10 protein-coding genes are annotated in these 14,269 nt (G+C 66.6%); all 10 read right to left on the bottom strand.

The features are described 5' to 3' along the window. Nucleotides 1-104: 104 nt before the first annotated feature. Nucleotides 105-2,468, bottom strand: coding sequence for a glycoside hydrolase family 127 protein (locus ASC93_RS07550; protein ID WP_056439531.1), 2,364 nt, complete (start codon nt 2,466-2,468; stop codon nt 105-107). Further along, on the bottom strand, nt 2,465-3,493 hold the full coding sequence (locus ASC93_RS07545; RefSeq protein ID WP_056439527.1) for an arabinan endo-1,5-alpha-L-arabinosidase: 1,029 nt from the start codon (nt 3,491-3,493) through the stop codon (nt 2,465-2,467). The genes ASC93_RS07550 and ASC93_RS07545 overlap by 4 nt, the downstream gene beginning before the upstream one ends. A gap of 15 nt (nt 3,494-3,508) precedes the next feature. After that, complete coding sequence (locus tag ASC93_RS07540) at nt 3,509-5,062, bottom strand: glycoside hydrolase family 43 protein (protein ID WP_056439524.1); 1,554 nt, start codon at nt 5,060-5,062, stop codon at nt 3,509-3,511. Between the two features lie 3 nt (nt 5,063-5,065). Further along, the gene (locus ASC93_RS07535; protein ID WP_056439521.1) at nt 5,066-6,619 is read right to left on the bottom strand and encodes an alpha-N-arabinofuranosidase; all 1,554 of its coding nucleotides are present in this window, start codon (nt 6,617-6,619) and stop codon (nt 5,066-5,068) included. A gap of 204 nt (nt 6,620-6,823) precedes the next feature. Next, nucleotides 6,824-7,591 (bottom strand): SDR family NAD(P)-dependent oxidoreductase, encoded by a 768-nt coding sequence (locus ASC93_RS07530; RefSeq protein WP_056439516.1) that lies wholly within the window; start codon nt 7,589-7,591, stop codon nt 6,824-6,826. Nucleotides 7,592-7,686: 95 nt separating this feature from the next. After that, on the bottom strand, nt 7,687-9,276 hold the full coding sequence (locus tag ASC93_RS07525; protein ID WP_056439513.1) for an aldehyde dehydrogenase (NADP(+)): 1,590 nt from the start codon (nt 9,274-9,276) through the stop codon (nt 7,687-7,689). Continuing rightward, nucleotides 9,273-10,265 carry an AraD1 family protein gene (araD1, locus tag ASC93_RS07520; RefSeq protein ID WP_056439511.1) on the bottom strand — a complete coding sequence of 331 codons (993 nt, stop codon included), beginning with the start codon at nt 10,263-10,265 and terminating at the stop codon, nt 9,273-9,275. Before araD1 ends, ASC93_RS07525 begins: the two co-directional genes overlap by 4 nt. Before the next feature lie 155 nt (nt 10,266-10,420). Next, the gene (locus ASC93_RS07515) at nt 10,421-12,163 is read right to left on the bottom strand and encodes an IlvD/Edd family dehydratase (RefSeq protein WP_056439508.1); all 1,743 of its coding nucleotides are present in this window, start codon (nt 12,161-12,163) and stop codon (nt 10,421-10,423) included. A gap of 146 nt (nt 12,164-12,309) precedes the next feature. Next, nucleotides 12,310-13,194, bottom strand: a complete 885-nt coding sequence (locus ASC93_RS07510) for an SMP-30/gluconolactonase/LRE family protein (RefSeq protein WP_056439505.1) — start codon at nt 13,192-13,194, stop codon at nt 12,310-12,312. Between the two features lie 15 nt (nt 13,195-13,209). Continuing rightward, nucleotides 13,210-14,268: an aldose epimerase family protein gene (locus ASC93_RS07505; RefSeq protein WP_056439501.1), complete on the bottom strand. Its 1,059-nt coding sequence runs from the start codon at nt 14,266-14,268 to the stop codon at nt 13,210-13,212. Between the last annotated feature and the right edge of the window lies 1 nt (nt 14,269).

Here is a 14,269-nt window from a genome sequence, read left to right as displayed (position 1 = left end):
CGTAAAAACGTCGTCCCCGCGCAGGCGGGGACCCAAGTTGCACGCGTCAACACAAGGCGTGCAACACTTGGGTTTCCGCCTGCGCGGGAATGACGGTTTTTAGGTCAACGTAATAATCGCAGCCCATACAAGCCACCCGCCATCGACCCTTCCTTCGCGACGAATTTCACTTCCAGCTTGCCGCTCGCGCCCTGCACCAGCGCGGGCGGCAATGCGAAATCGCGCGTGTAGAATTCCTGCGCCGCGTCGGCCGCCAGTTCGACCTCCGCAATGCGCTTGCCGTCGACGACGATGTCGAACTTGCGGCCCGCGTCCGCGCGCGCGAACGTCAGGCGCAACGCCTTCGCCTCGTGCTTCGGATCGTTCAACTGGTAGCTGAACCACTTGCTCGCGTGGCGCCAGTGGCGGCCGTTGTTGAGGCCCGCATCCGCGCCCTCGCCCTTGAAGCCGTGGTCCGATTCCGGCTGCTGCTCGCCCGGCGCCACCTGGTCGACGGTCTGCGCGTCCAGTGCCAGCCGCTCGGATTCCTTGGCGGCGTCGTCCAGCTTCATGCGCGCGTACTCGCCCGGGGTGCTCTGCTGCCAATAGATCATGTAGCGCGAGTCGTGCAGGCGGAAGAAGGGAATGAACTCGGTCGACGATCCCGCCCCGCCCTGCACGACGCCCGGCGCAGTGAACGTCAGCGGCTTGCCTTTCACCGGTTTGAAGCGGCGCGTGAAATCGCGGCTGTCCGCGACGAACGTGGGCGCGGCCTCCAGCGGGCAGACCTGGCCCGACGGGATGTGGCCCATGCGCGAATCGTCCGCGAAGAAGTCCAGGTGCTCCGTCGGGAACGGGTTCGTCTTCGCGGCCAGCACGACGGGGCCGTACAGCACCGCGTAGTAATTCGACTTGTCCGGCATCTGCTCCAGATGCATCGCCATCGGCAAGCTGACGTCGACGCGGTCGCCCGTCTTCCACGCGCGCTCGATGTTCACGTAGCTGCCCGGCTGCGCATCGACTTTCACGCGCTTGCCGTTCACCTTCACCGCGAGCTTGCCCGGCGCGACCCAGGCCGGATAGCGGATCTTCAGCGCGAACTTCGCATCGCCGTCGACGGTGATGCGCGTGCTGGCCTGGTCCGGGAAGTCGTTCGCCTGCGTGATGCGCACGTTCTTCTCGCGCCAGTTCAGCGTCGACGGGATGAACAGGTTCACGAACAGCGCCGCGTTGCCGCCCTTCTCTTCGTGCGCGTAGATGAATTCGCCGTACTTCGCGTGGCTCTCGATGCCGGAGCCCACGCAGCACCACATGGCCTTGTCCACCTGCGAATACACGCGGTAGTGGTTCGGACGCATCGGCGTGAAGTAGACGAAGCCGCCCGTGCCCGGACGCTCCGACGCGAGGATGTGGTTGTACAGCGCGCGCTCGTAGTAGTCCGCATAGCCGGCGTTGTCCGAGGTCGCGAACAGCATCTCGGTCAGCTTCAGCATGTTGTAGGTGTTGCAGGTCTCCGGCCCCTCGACCTCCTCGATCATCGGGCTGAAGTCCTTGTCGTCATGGAAGTGCTCCTTGACGCTGTTGCCGCCGATGGCCACGGTGCGGTGGTCGACGACGGTCTCCCAGAAGAACGCGGCGGCGTCCGCCATGTCCTTGCGGCCCGTGAGGTCGCCGATGCGCTTGAAGCCGATGACCTTGGGGATCTGCGTGTTGGCGTGCAGGCCCGTGAGCTTGTCCTCGTGCTTTTCCAGCGGCTGCAGGAGCGCCTGGTGCGAGAAGCGCAGCGCCAGGTCCATGTATTTGCTGTCGCCGGTCATCTGGGCGACGTCGGCCAGCACCTCGTTCATGCCGCCCTGCTCGGCCCTGAGCATCTGCTGCATCTGCTCGTCCGTGAGGTGGCCGGTCAACCGCAGGGCCCAGTCGGACAGGGCGACCAGCATCGCCTTCGCATCCTCGTTGCCGGCGTAGCGGTACGCGTCGCGCAGGCCGGCGAAGATCTTGTGCAGGTTGTACCACGGGACCCATTTGCCGTTGACGGAAAAGTTATCGGCATGGAGCTTGCCCGCGGCGACGTCGCGCCACGCGGCGCGGCCGCCCGGGATGCCGCCCAGGTAGCCGTCGCCGTTGGCCGCCTGCGCGCGCTTCAGCTCCGCGACGAAGTAATCCAGGCGCCGCTTGACCTCCGCATCGCCGGTCGACGCGTACATCAGCGCCAGCGCCGACAGGTAGTGGCCGCCCATGTGGCCGTCCAGGCCGGACGATTCCCAGTTGCCGTAGCTGGGCTGCTTGGGCGTGAGGCCCGCTTCGCGCAGGAACGGCGCCAGCAGGCGGTCCGGCTCCATGGCCATCAGGTAGTTCAGGTCCGTGGCCTGGGCGTCGAGGAAGGGGCTCGCGCCCAGGCGCACGTCCTGCAGCGGGAACAGGTCGGCGGCTTGGGATGTCGTGGCGCCCAGGGCGAGGAGCAGTGCGGCGATGCGGGTAAGCTTCATTTGACTTCTTCGCTCACGTATTTGTTGAGGTCTTTCGGATCGACCGTCGGCCAGCCGTCCTTGTCCCAGTGGATGTCCATCACCTTCAGCTTCTGCTTGTAGTGATCCGCCGTCTCGTACGCGTGCAGCACGAGATAATCCTTGCCGTCGAAGGTGTAGGCGCTGTTGTGGCCCAGCGCCTTCCAGTCCTTGTCGCCCTGGATCACGAGCGAGCCGCCGCCCTGCGCCATGTCCTTGCCCTGGCGGTCGAGGTACGGTCCGGCGACGCCGCGCGCGCGGCCGACCACGACGTGGTAGGTGCTCTTCGGCCCCTGGCAGCACAGGCCCCACGACACGAACAGGTAATAATAGCCGTTCTTCTTGAAGATGAACGGCCCTTCGATCTCGGCCGGCGCCGCCTGCTCGTCCGGCGTGAACGCGGGCCGCTCGCGGCGCGCGATCGTATGCCATTCCTGCGGCTCGGCGACCTTCGTCCAGCTGTCGTCCAGTTTCACGAGCTTGATGCCGCCCCAGAACGAACCGAAGGTCATCCAGCCCTGCCCCTTGTCGTCCTCGACGACGTTCGGGTCGATGGCATTCCACATGTCGCGGCCCGGCACCGACTGCACGACCATGCCCTGGTCGTCCCAGCGGTAGTCCGGCGCGCGCGGGTCGAGCGTGGCATTGGTCGTCACGCCGATGCCCGACGTGTTCTTGCCGAAGCCGGACACCGAGTAGTACAGCAGCCAGCGGCCGTTGTGCTTGTGGATGTCCGGGGCCCAGATATGGTCGTTGAACGTCGGCGCCGCACGTTTCGCCCACGTCGGCGCGCCCGCGAACACGCGGCCTTCCGGCTTCCAGTGCAGCATGTCGGACGACGAATAGAACGTGATGCCGGGGCCCGTGCTGTACAGGTAGTACGTGTTGCCGTCCCTGGCCATCGCCGGGTCGTGCACGCCGACCTGGGACGCCTGCGCCGTCAGCGCGGCGGCCAGCGCCACCACGCCGGCGCCGAGTGCGGCCGCGATTTTCGTCGCTTTACGCATGCTTCATCCTTTCGATTACGAGCCGGTGCGGATGCCCCACAGCGACACGCCGGCCTTCGACTGCGCCGTGAACGTCACCGCGAAGGCGTTCGCGTTCGGGTTCCACTGGCGCGACAGCACGCCGCTGTACGTGACGCCGTCGATCACGATCGCGACGTTGTTGTTGCCCTTGTGCGTCCAGGTGCCGCCGGTGTTGCCCGATCCTGCGCCGGTCACCGTGCCGTTGGCGTCGAACCGGATCGCGACCGACGGCTTGACCGTGGCAGAGATGTCCTTGCCGTGGTTGACCATCTTGTACGCGCCGGCCGTGTCCGCGCTGGTGACGGTCGGGGAGATCGTCGTCGCGCTCTTCGACAGCGGCACGTAGCGCAGCGGCGCCGCCACCGGCCAGCCGTCGTCGTTGATGAACATCTCGTGCACGCGCACTTCGTGGTATTCGCCCTGGCCCGGGAAGCGGGTGTGGAAGATCAGGAAGTACTGGTTCGTCGCCGCTTCGTAGCGCGCCGAGTTGTGGCCGGGCGAGACGTAGCCGACCGGCGTCCCCGTCTCCCCGCTCGCCAGCGCGAACTGGTAGTTGCCGACCAGCTTCTGGCCGTACGGCGCGATGCTGACGTCGTCGAACAGGGGTTTCGCCGGATCGGCCTTCACGTCGCCCATGTCCTTGCCGGTGGCGTCGAGGTACGGACCGTCCGGGTTGGTCGCGCGCGCCACGCGCATGTTGTAGCCGCCGTTCGCATCGAGTCCGCCGAACGACGTGAACAGGTAGTAGTACTTCGTCTGCGGGCTGTACATCACGTAGGCGCCCTCGATGCGCGCATGATTGCCGCCCATGAGGTGCTTGCCGTAGCCCTGGCCCGCGACCGGCAGGCCGGTGGCGGGGTCCATCGCCATGATGAAGATGCCGCCCGAGTAGGAACCGTAGATCATCCACAGCTTGCCGGCCGCGTCGCGGAACGTGTTCGGGTCCACGACGTTCGGATGCTTCAGCGCGTCGTAGACGGTGCCGTCGGGACTGACCTCGCCCCACATGCCGGACTTGAGGAACACCGCCTTGTTGACGTACGGGCCTTCGATCTTGTCGGCGACGGCCACGCCCAGCGCGGAGCGCGGCGAATCGCCCTTGCAGGCATCGTAGTACATGTAGAACTTGCCGTCACCCAGCTGGATGACATCCGGCGCCCACAGGTCCGTGACCTGGGCCCATGCGAACGTGTCGGCCAGCGCCGTCGTCACCTTCGCGAACAGCGGGTTGCTGTCGGTGACGCCGTCGGCGATCTTCGTCCAGTTCATCAGGTCCGTCGTCTTGGCGGCCGCCAGGTGCGAGCCGAACGCGTACCACGTGTCGCCCACCTTGATGACGGCCGGGTCGTGCACGGACACGTTGGCGAACGTGATCGCGGCCTGGGCCGGCGTGTCGGTCGTCGCAGGCGCCGCCGGCGTCGATGGTGTCGCGGCGACGGGCGCCGTCACCGGCGCGGCAGCGCCGCCGCCGCCACCGCCCCCGCCGCATCCGGCGAGGACGAGTGCGGCCGCCACGGCCAGCGCACGCGGAGTCAATGCGTGCGCCATCGATCAGCCTTCGACAGCCACGACCAGCACCGACTTGGCCGGCACCTTGATCGTCAGCTTGCCGCCGCTGGCGTTGGCGCTGAACGGCACCGGCTTGACGGCGTCCTTGTGCTCGAAGGTGTTGTGGGCATCCATCGAATCCGCGGTCAGCAGCTGGCCGCGCACGGCGCCGACGTTCTGGCCGGCCACGTTCAGGACGACGTCGGTGGCGTCGTGCGGGTTGGTGTTGACCAGCGCGACATAGGTCTTGCCGTCCTTGGCCTTGGCCGCGGAGGCGCTGATGCCCGGCACGCCCTCGCCGTTCGAGCCGTAGGTCGTGTTGTTCGACAGCGTGACCGGCAGCGAGGTCGCGTCCTGGAACGGCACGTACATCTTGAATGCGTAGTACGTCGGCGTCAGCAGCATCTTGTCGTTGTCGGTGATGATCATGGCCTGCAGCACGTTGACCATCTGCGCGATGTTCGTCATGCGCACGCGGTCGGCGTGGGCATGGAAGATGTTGAAGTTGAGCGCGGCCACGACGGCGTCGCGGATCGTATTCCGCTGGAACAGGAAGCCCGGGTTGGTGCCCTTCTCGACGTCGTACCAGGTGCCCCACTCGTCCACGTCGAAGCCGATCTTCTTCTCCGGGTCGTTCTTGTCGAGGATGGCCACGTTCTTGCGCACGAAGTCTTCCATGCGCAGGGTCTGGCTCATGGTCGAGAACCATTCCGATTCCGGGAAGCCGGTGGCGGCGCCCTTGTGGTGCCAGTCGCCGGTCGGCAGCGTGTAGTAGTGGAAGCTGATGCCGTCCGTGCGGCCTTTCAGGTCGCGCGAGAGGATGTCGGTCCAGGTGGTGTCGTCGGCGGTGCCGCCGCTGGCGATCATCTTCGGACGCAGGTGCTGCGGCGCCTTCAGGAAGGTGTTCCACTGGCGGTACAGGTCGGCGTAGTACTCCGGACGCATATTGCCGCCGCAGCCCCACGACTCGTTGCCGATGGCGAAATAGGCCACCTTGAACGGCGCCGGGTGGCCGTTCTTCGCGCGCAGTTCGGCCAGCGACGACTTGCCTTCCGACGTCATGTACTCGATCCACTCGGCCGCTTCCTGCGGGGTGCCGGTGCCCAGGTTGCCGTTGACGTAGGCGTCCGCGCCGAGCATCTCGACGAGGTCGAAGAATTCATGCGTACCCACCGCGTTCGATTCCGGCACGCCGCCCCAGTTCGTGTTGACCTTCACCGGACGCTTGCTGCGCGGGCCGATGCCTTCGCGCCAGTGGTACTCGTCGGCGAAGCAGCCGCCCGGCCAGCGCACCAGCGGCACGTGCATGGCTTTCAGGGCGCCGACCACGTCGTTGCGCCAGCCGCGCGTATTCGGGATCTTCGAATCCGGACCGACCCACAGGCCGCCGTAGATGCCGGTGCCGAGGTGTTCGGCGAACTGGCCGTAGACGTCCTTGTCGATCACCGCGCCCGGCTTGGCCGCGTCGACGGTGACGTTGACTTGTGCGAATGCGGCGCTTGCGCAGAATGCGGCGGCGATGCCGAGGGCGAGGACGGTGGGTTGGAATGCCTTCATGTGGTCTCCGTTTGTTTTGGTCGTTGGGTGGTTGTGTTAATGACGAGCAGAATGGCAAATGCCGCGTGTGCGGCAGATATCCTTCGACCCGTCGTCCCCGCGCAGGCGGAGGTCCAAGTTGTGCGAATCCTGCGACAATGCTTGGGTTCCCGCCTCCGCGGGAACGACGGTCTTCGGGCTAGCGGGAAAAACGCGGCAGGCGCGTCACACCCAGCCGGCATCCACGATGAATTCCTGCCCCGTGCACATCTTGCTGTCGTCGGCGGACAGGAACAGCACCATCGCGGCGATATCCTCGGGCATCAGCTTGCCCGGCAGGCATTGCGAACGCGCGATCTCGGCTTCGCCCGCTTCGTCCAGCCACAGGTCGATCTGGCGCTGGGTCATCACCCAGCCCGGCGTGACCGTGTTGACGCGGACGTTGAACTTGCCCAGGTCGCGCGCCAGGCAGCGCGTGAGGCCGATGACGGACGCCTTCGTCGTCGCGTAGATCGGGTAGTTCGGGTTCTTGGCATGCCATGACATCGAACTGAAGTTGATGACCGAACCGCCGCCGCGGCGCTTCATGCCTTCCAGCGCGGCCTGCACGGTGAAGAACATCGGACGCTGGTTGATGGCGATGCGCTCATCCCAGTACTCGACCGAGACCTCGCCGATCTGGTGGCGCTGGTCGTTGGCGGCGTTGTTGACGATGACGTCGAAGTCGCCCAGCTTGGCGGCCATCTCGGCCATCACGGCCTGCAGGCTGGCGATGTCGGTGATGTCGCAGTAGCGGTAGATCGGCGCCTTGTGGCCGGCCTGCGCCAGCCGCTGGACCAGCGCCTCGCTGGCGTCGCGCATGATGTCGACAAAGCCCACCAGCGCGCCCTGTTCCACCAGCGCAGCCACGATCGCTTCGCCGATCCCGCTGCCGCCGCCCGTCACGAATACCCGCTTGCCGTCCAGGCTGCCGTACTTGGCTAAAGTCCCCATCGTCGTCTCCTCATCTTATTCTAAGCGTAACGCGTGGGCACGTGGTGCCCACCCTACTGTCGCCGCTCGCGTGACGTTCGCGGCGTGTTGGCGTGTCAGTCCTTGCCCAGCGCGCCGTCGCGGCGGCGCCAGATGCCGCGCGGGTTTTCGTCGCGCAGCACCGCCGGCAGCAGCGCCTGCGGCAGGTTCTGGTACGCCACGGGGCGCAGGAAGCGGAAGATCGCGCCCGTGCCCACCGAGGTGCTGCGGCCGTCGGCCGTGGCCGGGAACGGACCGCCGTGCACCATCGCGTGCGCCACTTCCACGCCGGTGCCGAAGCCGTTGGCCAGGATGCGGCCGACCTTGCGCTCAAGCGTCGGCAGCAGCACCTGCGCCGCCTCGATATCGCCCTCTTCCAGGTGGATCGCGGCGGTCAGCTGGCCCTCCAGGTGCTCGACGATGGCGCGCATCTGCTCGACGTCCTTGCACACGACCAGCAGCGAGGCCGGGCCGAACACTTCTTCGTGCAGCTCCTTGCGGGCCAGGAACGCGTCCGCTTCGACGCGGAACAGCGCGGCGTGGCCCTGGTTGTCTTCGTGCTCGAGGCGCAGCAGCGTGCTCACCGCTTCGTTGCTGCCCAGCGCGGCGACGCCGCGGCGGAAGCTCGATGCGATACCGGCCGACAACATGGTAGCCGGCTGGGTGTCGTTCAGCGCTGCCGTGGCGGCGGCGCAGAACGTGGACAGGCCCGGACCGTCGATCGCCAGCACGAGGCCGGGGTTGGTGCAGAACTGGCCGACACCCAGCGTGAGCGAGGCGGCGAATTCGCGGCCGATGCGCTCGGCGTGCTGTTCCAGCGCGACGGGCAGCAGGAACACCGGATTGATGCTGCTCATCTCGGCATAGACCGGGATCGGCTGCTGGCGCCCCGCGGCGACGGCCATCAGCGCGGTGCCGCCGGAACGCGAACCGGTGAAGCCGACGGCCTGGATGGCCGGATGCGCGACGAGCGCCTGGCCGATGCCGTTGCCGGTGCCGGTCAGCAGCGCGAACGTGCCGGCCGGCAGGCCGCACAGTTCGACGGCGCGGGCGACGGCGCGCGCCACGAGTTCCGACGTGCCGGGGTGGGCCGAGTGGGCCTTCAGGACGACGGGGCAGCCGGCCGCGAAGGCGGATGCCGTGTCGCCGCCGGCGACGGAAAACGCGAGCGGGAAGTTCGATGCGGCGAACACGGCGACGGGGCCGACGCCGATCAGGCGGCTGCGCAGGTCCGGACGCGGCGGCGTGCGCTGCGGCAGCGCCGGGTCGATGCGCGGGTCCTGCCACGAGCCTTCGCGCAGCAGGGTGCCGAACAGTTTCAGCTGGTTGCAGGTACGGGCGCGCTCGCCCTCGATGCGGCCGCGCGGCAGGCCGGTCTCGAGCATCGCGCGCTCGACCAGCGCATCGCCGAGGGCCATGATCTGGTCGGCGACGGTATCGAGGAACGCGGCGCGCGCTTCGTCGGTCGTGTTGCGGAAGACGTCGAACGCCTTGCCGGCCAGGCTGCAGGCCTCGTCGATCTGGGCGATGTCGACCATGTGGAAAGCGGGTTCCAGGTGCTCGCGCGCGGACGGGTTCCACGCCTTGAACGAGCCGCCGGCGCCGCGCCGGGCGACGCCGCCGATGAGGGCTTCGCCCGTGATTTGTGCGGTGGTCACGTCGGTCATAAGGTCTTCACTTTCGCAAATTGAGTCGGATGGACAGCCAGCTTGTTGCGCAGGGCCGGGCCGAATTGCGGCGATTCGATCTCGAACGTTTCGCCGGCCTGCACGTTCACGCTGTCCGCGAAGCTCAGCGTGGCGGTGCCGAAGAAGTGGATGTGCACGTCGCCCGGGCGGTTGAACAGGCCGTACTTGAAGTGGTGGTATTCCAGGTTGCCGATCGTGTGCGACATGTTCTGCTCGCCCGACACGAAGGCCTTTTCCCAACGCACGGAGCCGTCCGCCGCGCGGATGCGCGAGACGCCCTGCACGTGCGCCGGCAGTTCGCCGACGAGCAGCGCCGGGCCGACGCCGCAGTTGCGCAGTTTCGAATGCGCGAGGTACAGGTAGTTCTGGCGTTCCGTCACGTGGTCCGAGAATTCGTTGCCCAGTGCGTAACCGACGCGGTACGGCTGGCCGTCGTTGCCGATCACGTACAGGCCGGCGATCTCCGGTTCCTCGCCGCCGTCCAGCGAAAAGTCCGGCATCTCCATGTCCTGGCCGCCGGCGCGCACGATCGAGCCGTCGCCTTTATAAAACCATTCCGGCTGCACGCCGGCCTTGCCCGCTTCCGGCCTGCCGCCTTCGACGCCCATGCGGAACATCTTCATGGAGTCGGACAGGGATTCGACGTCGCCGCCGATCTTCTTGTGCATGGCGTCGCGCGCGTCGGCGCTGCCCAGGTGCGTGAGGCCCGTGCCGGTGACGTAGCAGTGGGCCGCATCCGGGTGATCGAGCGGCGCCAGCAGGCGGCCTTCGTTGGCGATCGCTTCGTAGGATTCGTTGACGCCGGTGGCGCAGGCGGCGGCCAGCGCGGCGAGGCCCTGGCCCTGGGCGATGGCGGCTTGCGCCAACTCCAGCGTCGAGCCGTAGCCGGTGATCGCGGTGACGACGTCGCCGTTCAGGATGCCGACGCGGCGGTCGCCGGTGGCGGATTTGTATTGGATGAGCAGCATGGTCAGATGTCTCCGAGGCGCGATGCGCGGGTGTTCATATGGTCAAACGCGTGGGCACGGGGTGCCCACCCTACGTGACGCAATCGTCGCCAGCATATGCGATGACGATCGCATTTCGGTAGGGTGGGCTCCCCGAGCCCACGCGAATGCCGACATTAATGGGAATGCTTGGGCACGGCCGAGCCGCGGCAACCGACGAGGAAGTCGAAATCGCAGCCTTCGTCGGCCTGCAGCACGTGGTCCAGGTACAGGCCCGCGTAACCGGTGCGCGGCGGCTCCTTCTGGCTCTCGGCGCGATCCGCCAGGCGGGCCTGGATCTCGTCGTCCGACACGTCCAGGTGCAGGCGGCCGCCCTTGCAATCGAGTTCGATGAAGTCGCCGTCCTTGACGATGCCCAGCGGGCCGCCGGCCATCGCTTCCGGCGCCACGTGCAGCACGACGGTGCCGTAGGCGGTGCCGCTCATGCGCGCGTCCGAGATGCGCACCATGTCGGTGATGCCCTTCGCCAGCAGCTTCGGCGGCAGGCCCATGTTGCCCACTTCGGCCATGCCCGGGTAGCCCTTCGGACCGCAGTTCTTCATCACCAGGATCGAGTTCTCGTCGACGTCCAGGTCCGGATCGTTGATGCGCTGCTTGTAGTGGTCGAAGTCTTCGAACACGACCGCCTTGCCGCGGTGCTGCATCAGGTGCGGTGACGCGGCCGACGGCTTCAGCACGGCGCCGCGCGGCGACAGGTTGCCGCGCAGGATGCAGATGCCGCCGTCGTCGATCAGCGGGTTGTCGATCTTGCGGATCACTTCATCATTGTAGATCGGCGCTTCCTGGTTGTTTTCCCACAGCGTCTTGCCGTTGACGGTCAGCGCGTCCTTGTGCGGCAGCAGGTTGTTTTCGCCCAGGCGGCGGATCACGCCCGGCAGGCCGCCGGCGTAATAAAACTCTTCCATCAGGAAGCGGCCGGACGGCTGCAGGTCGACGATCGTCGGGGTGCCCTTGCCGACCGCGGTCCAGTCTTCCAGTTCCAGCGGCACGCCGACGCGGCCGGCGATCGCCTTCAGGTGGATCACGGCGTTGGTCGAACCGCCGATCGCGGCGTTCACGCGGATCGCGTTTTCGAAGTTCTCGCGCTTGAGGATCTTCGACAGCTTCAGGTCTTCATTGACCATCTCGACGATGCGGATGCCGGACATGTGCGCCAGCACGTAGCGGCGCGCGTCGACGGCGGGGATCGCGGCATTGTGCGGCAGCGACGTGCCCAGCGATTCGGCCATGCAGGCCATCGTCGACGCGGTGCCCATCGTGTTGCAGGTGCCGGCCGAACGGGCGTGGCCCGCTTCGGCGGCGAGGAAGTCGTGCATCGAGATCTGGCCGCCCTTGGCCTGCTCGTGCAATTTCCAGACGGCGGTGCCGGAGCCGATGTCCTTGCCGTTCAGCTTGCCGTTCAACATCGGGCCGCCGGTGACGACGATGGTCGGCAGGTCGACGCTGGCCGCGCCCATCAGCAGGGCCGGCGTGGTCTTGTCGCAGCCGACCAGCAGGACGACGCCGTCCATCGGATTGCCGCGGATGGATTCTTCGACGTCCATGCTGGCCAGGTTACGGGTCAGCATGGCGGTCGGACGCAGGTTCGATTCGCCGTTCGAGAACACCGGGAATTCGACCGGAAAACCGCCCGCCTCCAGGATGCCGCGCTTGACGTGCTCGGCCAGCTTGCGGAAATGGGCGTTGCAGGGCGTGAGTTCGGACCAGGTGTTGCAGATGCCGATGATCGGCTTGCCCTGGAATTCATGATCGGGAATGCCCTGGTTCTTCATCCAGCTCCGATACATGAAGCCGTTCTTGTCCTGGGTACCGAACCACGCTGCAGAACGCAGGGTGGGCTTCTTTTTTGTCTCGGACATGCTCTTCCTCCGTCGTTTTTGTAGTGCTGAGCGACTCGTGTCGTCGTCCAGCTCAGCGATGAAGGAAGTCTAAAGGCCGATCAGATAACTTTCCAATCAATTTTTAACAGCAATCGATATCGATATCGGCATCGCTGTTATCGCTATCAGCGTCGACCAGCGAACCGGACCTCCGTCAAACCGCGTACCGGCAGCGTTTGCGCGAACACGCCGCCCGATTTCGGGGCATCCGCCAGCTGGCCGGCGCGTAACCCGACCGTTGCCGAAGTGACATATAAAACGTCCAGCCCGGCGCCGCCGAATGCCGGGCAGGTCGGCTGCGGCGCGGGCAAGGTCAATATCCGGTCGACGCTGCCGTCCGGCGCGAAACGCACGACCTGGCCGGCACCCCAGCGCGTGCCCCACAGATAGCCGTCGGCATCGATCGTCGAACCGTCCGGGTCGCCGGGGGCGGCGTCGGCCGGCACGAACTGGCGCAGATTGGCGATGGCGCCCGTGACGGGATCGTAATCGCAGCAGCGGATCTCGCGCGTGCCGGAGTCCGCGTAATACATGGTGCAGCCGTCCGGACTGAAGCAGATGCTGTTGGCGATGGCGACATTGCCCAGCGGCAGGCGCTCCAGCGTGAGGTCGTGGTTCAGGCGGTAGAAGCCGCCAATGGCGTCCTTGGGGTTCTCGGCCTGGTTGAACATGCCGAACACGAAGCGGCCCTGGCGGTCGGTGCGGCCGTCGTTCAGGCGGGTGGTGGGCAGGTCGGCCTCGACGTCGCAGATGCGGTCGAGCTCACCGCTGGCGAGGTCGAAGAACGCGAGGCCGGACGCGAGGCCCAGCAGCAGGCAGCCGTCGACTTCCGTCAGCGCCATCGAACAGAGACGCTCCGGCAGCGGCCAGCGCTGCAGCGCGCCCGTCGCGGGCGCGTGCGACCACAGCTCGCTGCGTTCGATGTCGGTCCACAGCAGGCGTGCGCCGCGGTCGTCCCAGATGATTCCCTCGCCCAGCACATGCCGGCCATCCACCACCAGTTCCATCATGCGAAGCCTCCTCGATTACGGCGCCACGGAAAAGCGGAAGCGCGATTCCGTTTCGTACACGTCGCCCGGACGCAGGATCGTGTTCGGGTACGACGGCTGGTTGGGCGAATCCGGATAGTGCTCGGGCTCGATGCAGAAGCCGCTGCGGAAGATCCACGGATGACCCTTGCCCTCCAGCGAACCGTCCAGGAAATTACCGCTGTAGAACTGCACGCCCGGTTCCTGCGTGAACAATTCGAGCACGCGACCCGTCGTCGGTTCGATCACGTGGACGGCGCACTTGAGGCCGCGCTCGCCCAGGGGCTTGTTCAGCACCCAGCAGTGGTCGTAGCCGGTGCCGTGGCGCAGCTGCTTGTCCGGCTGGCCGATGCGCTCGCCGATCGTGCGCGGCTTGCGGAAGTCGAACGGCGTGCCGGTCACCGGGGCCAGTTCGCCGAACGGGATCGATCCGGCGTCGATGGGCACGAATTTGTCGGCGTCGATCGTGATCTCGTGGCCGAGGATGTCGCCCTGCCCCGCGCCGGCCAGGTTGAAATAGCTGTGCTGCGTGAGGTTGACGGGCGTCGGCCGGTCGGTGACGGCGTGGAAGCGCACGACAATCTCGTTGTCGTCCGTCAGCTGGTACGTGACCGTGGCCACCAGGTTGCCCGGGTAGCCCTGCTCGCCGTCCGGGCTGTCGTAGCGCAGGACGAGGCTCGCGCCTTCGACGACGGCCGTCCACAGCACCTTGTCGTAGCCCGGATCGCCGCCGTGCAGGTGGTTGTTGCCGTTGTTGACCGTCAGCTGGACTTCCTTGCCGTCGAGCGTGAAGCGGCCCTTGCCGATGCGGTTGCCGTAGCGGCCGATCAGGGCGCCGAAATACGGGCTGTCCTTGACATAGGGGCCGAGCGTCTCGAAGCCCAGTGCCACGTCGGCGAAGACGCCGTCGCGGTCCGGGACGTGGATCTCGGTGATGATCCCGCCGAAATCCAGGATCCTGACGATCATGCCGTTATTGTTCTTGAGCGTGTACTGGGTGACTTGCCTGCCGTCGGGCAAGGTCCCGAACGGCGCCTGGGTGATTCCGTTTTGCACG

This window comes from Massilia sp. Root335 (assembly GCF_001425685.1).
Taxonomy (GTDB): domain Bacteria; phylum Pseudomonadota; class Gammaproteobacteria; order Burkholderiales; family Burkholderiaceae_D; genus Telluria; species Telluria luteola.
The sequence above is the reverse complement of the archived record's forward strand: the minus strand, read 5'-3'. Positions and strand labels throughout refer to the sequence as shown.

Excerpts from the sequence above, each read along its gene's own strand:
- ASC93_RS07540 (WP_056439524.1), bottom strand. The coding sequence starts at position 5,062 with ATGGCGCACGCATTGACTCCGCGTGCGCTGGCCGTGGCGGCCGCACTC.
- ASC93_RS07535 (WP_056439521.1), bottom strand. The coding sequence starts at position 6,619 with ATGAAGGCATTCCAACCCACCGTCCTCGCCCTCGGCATCGCCGCCGCA.
- ASC93_RS07510 (WP_056439505.1), bottom strand. The coding sequence starts at position 13,194 with ATGATGGAACTGGTGGTGGATGGCCGGCATGTGCTGGGCGAGGGAATC.
- ASC93_RS07525 (WP_056439513.1), bottom strand. The coding sequence starts at position 9,276 with ATGACCGACGTGACCACCGCACAAATCACGGGCGAAGCCCTCATCGGC.
- ASC93_RS07530 (WP_056439516.1), bottom strand. The coding sequence starts at position 7,591 with ATGGGGACTTTAGCCAAGTACGGCAGCCTGGACGGCAAGCGGGTATTC.
- ASC93_RS07515 (WP_056439508.1), bottom strand. The coding sequence starts at position 12,163 with ATGTCCGAGACAAAAAAGAAGCCCACCCTGCGTTCTGCAGCGTGGTTC.
- ASC93_RS07545 (WP_056439527.1), bottom strand. The coding sequence starts at position 3,493 with ATGCGTAAAGCGACGAAAATCGCGGCCGCACTCGGCGCCGGCGTGGTG.
- ASC93_RS07550 (WP_056439531.1), bottom strand. The coding sequence starts at position 2,468 with ATGAAGCTTACCCGCATCGCCGCACTGCTCCTCGCCCTGGGCGCCACG.
- araD1 (WP_056439511.1), bottom strand. The coding sequence starts at position 10,265 with ATGCTGCTCATCCAATACAAATCCGCCACCGGCGACCGCCGCGTCGGC.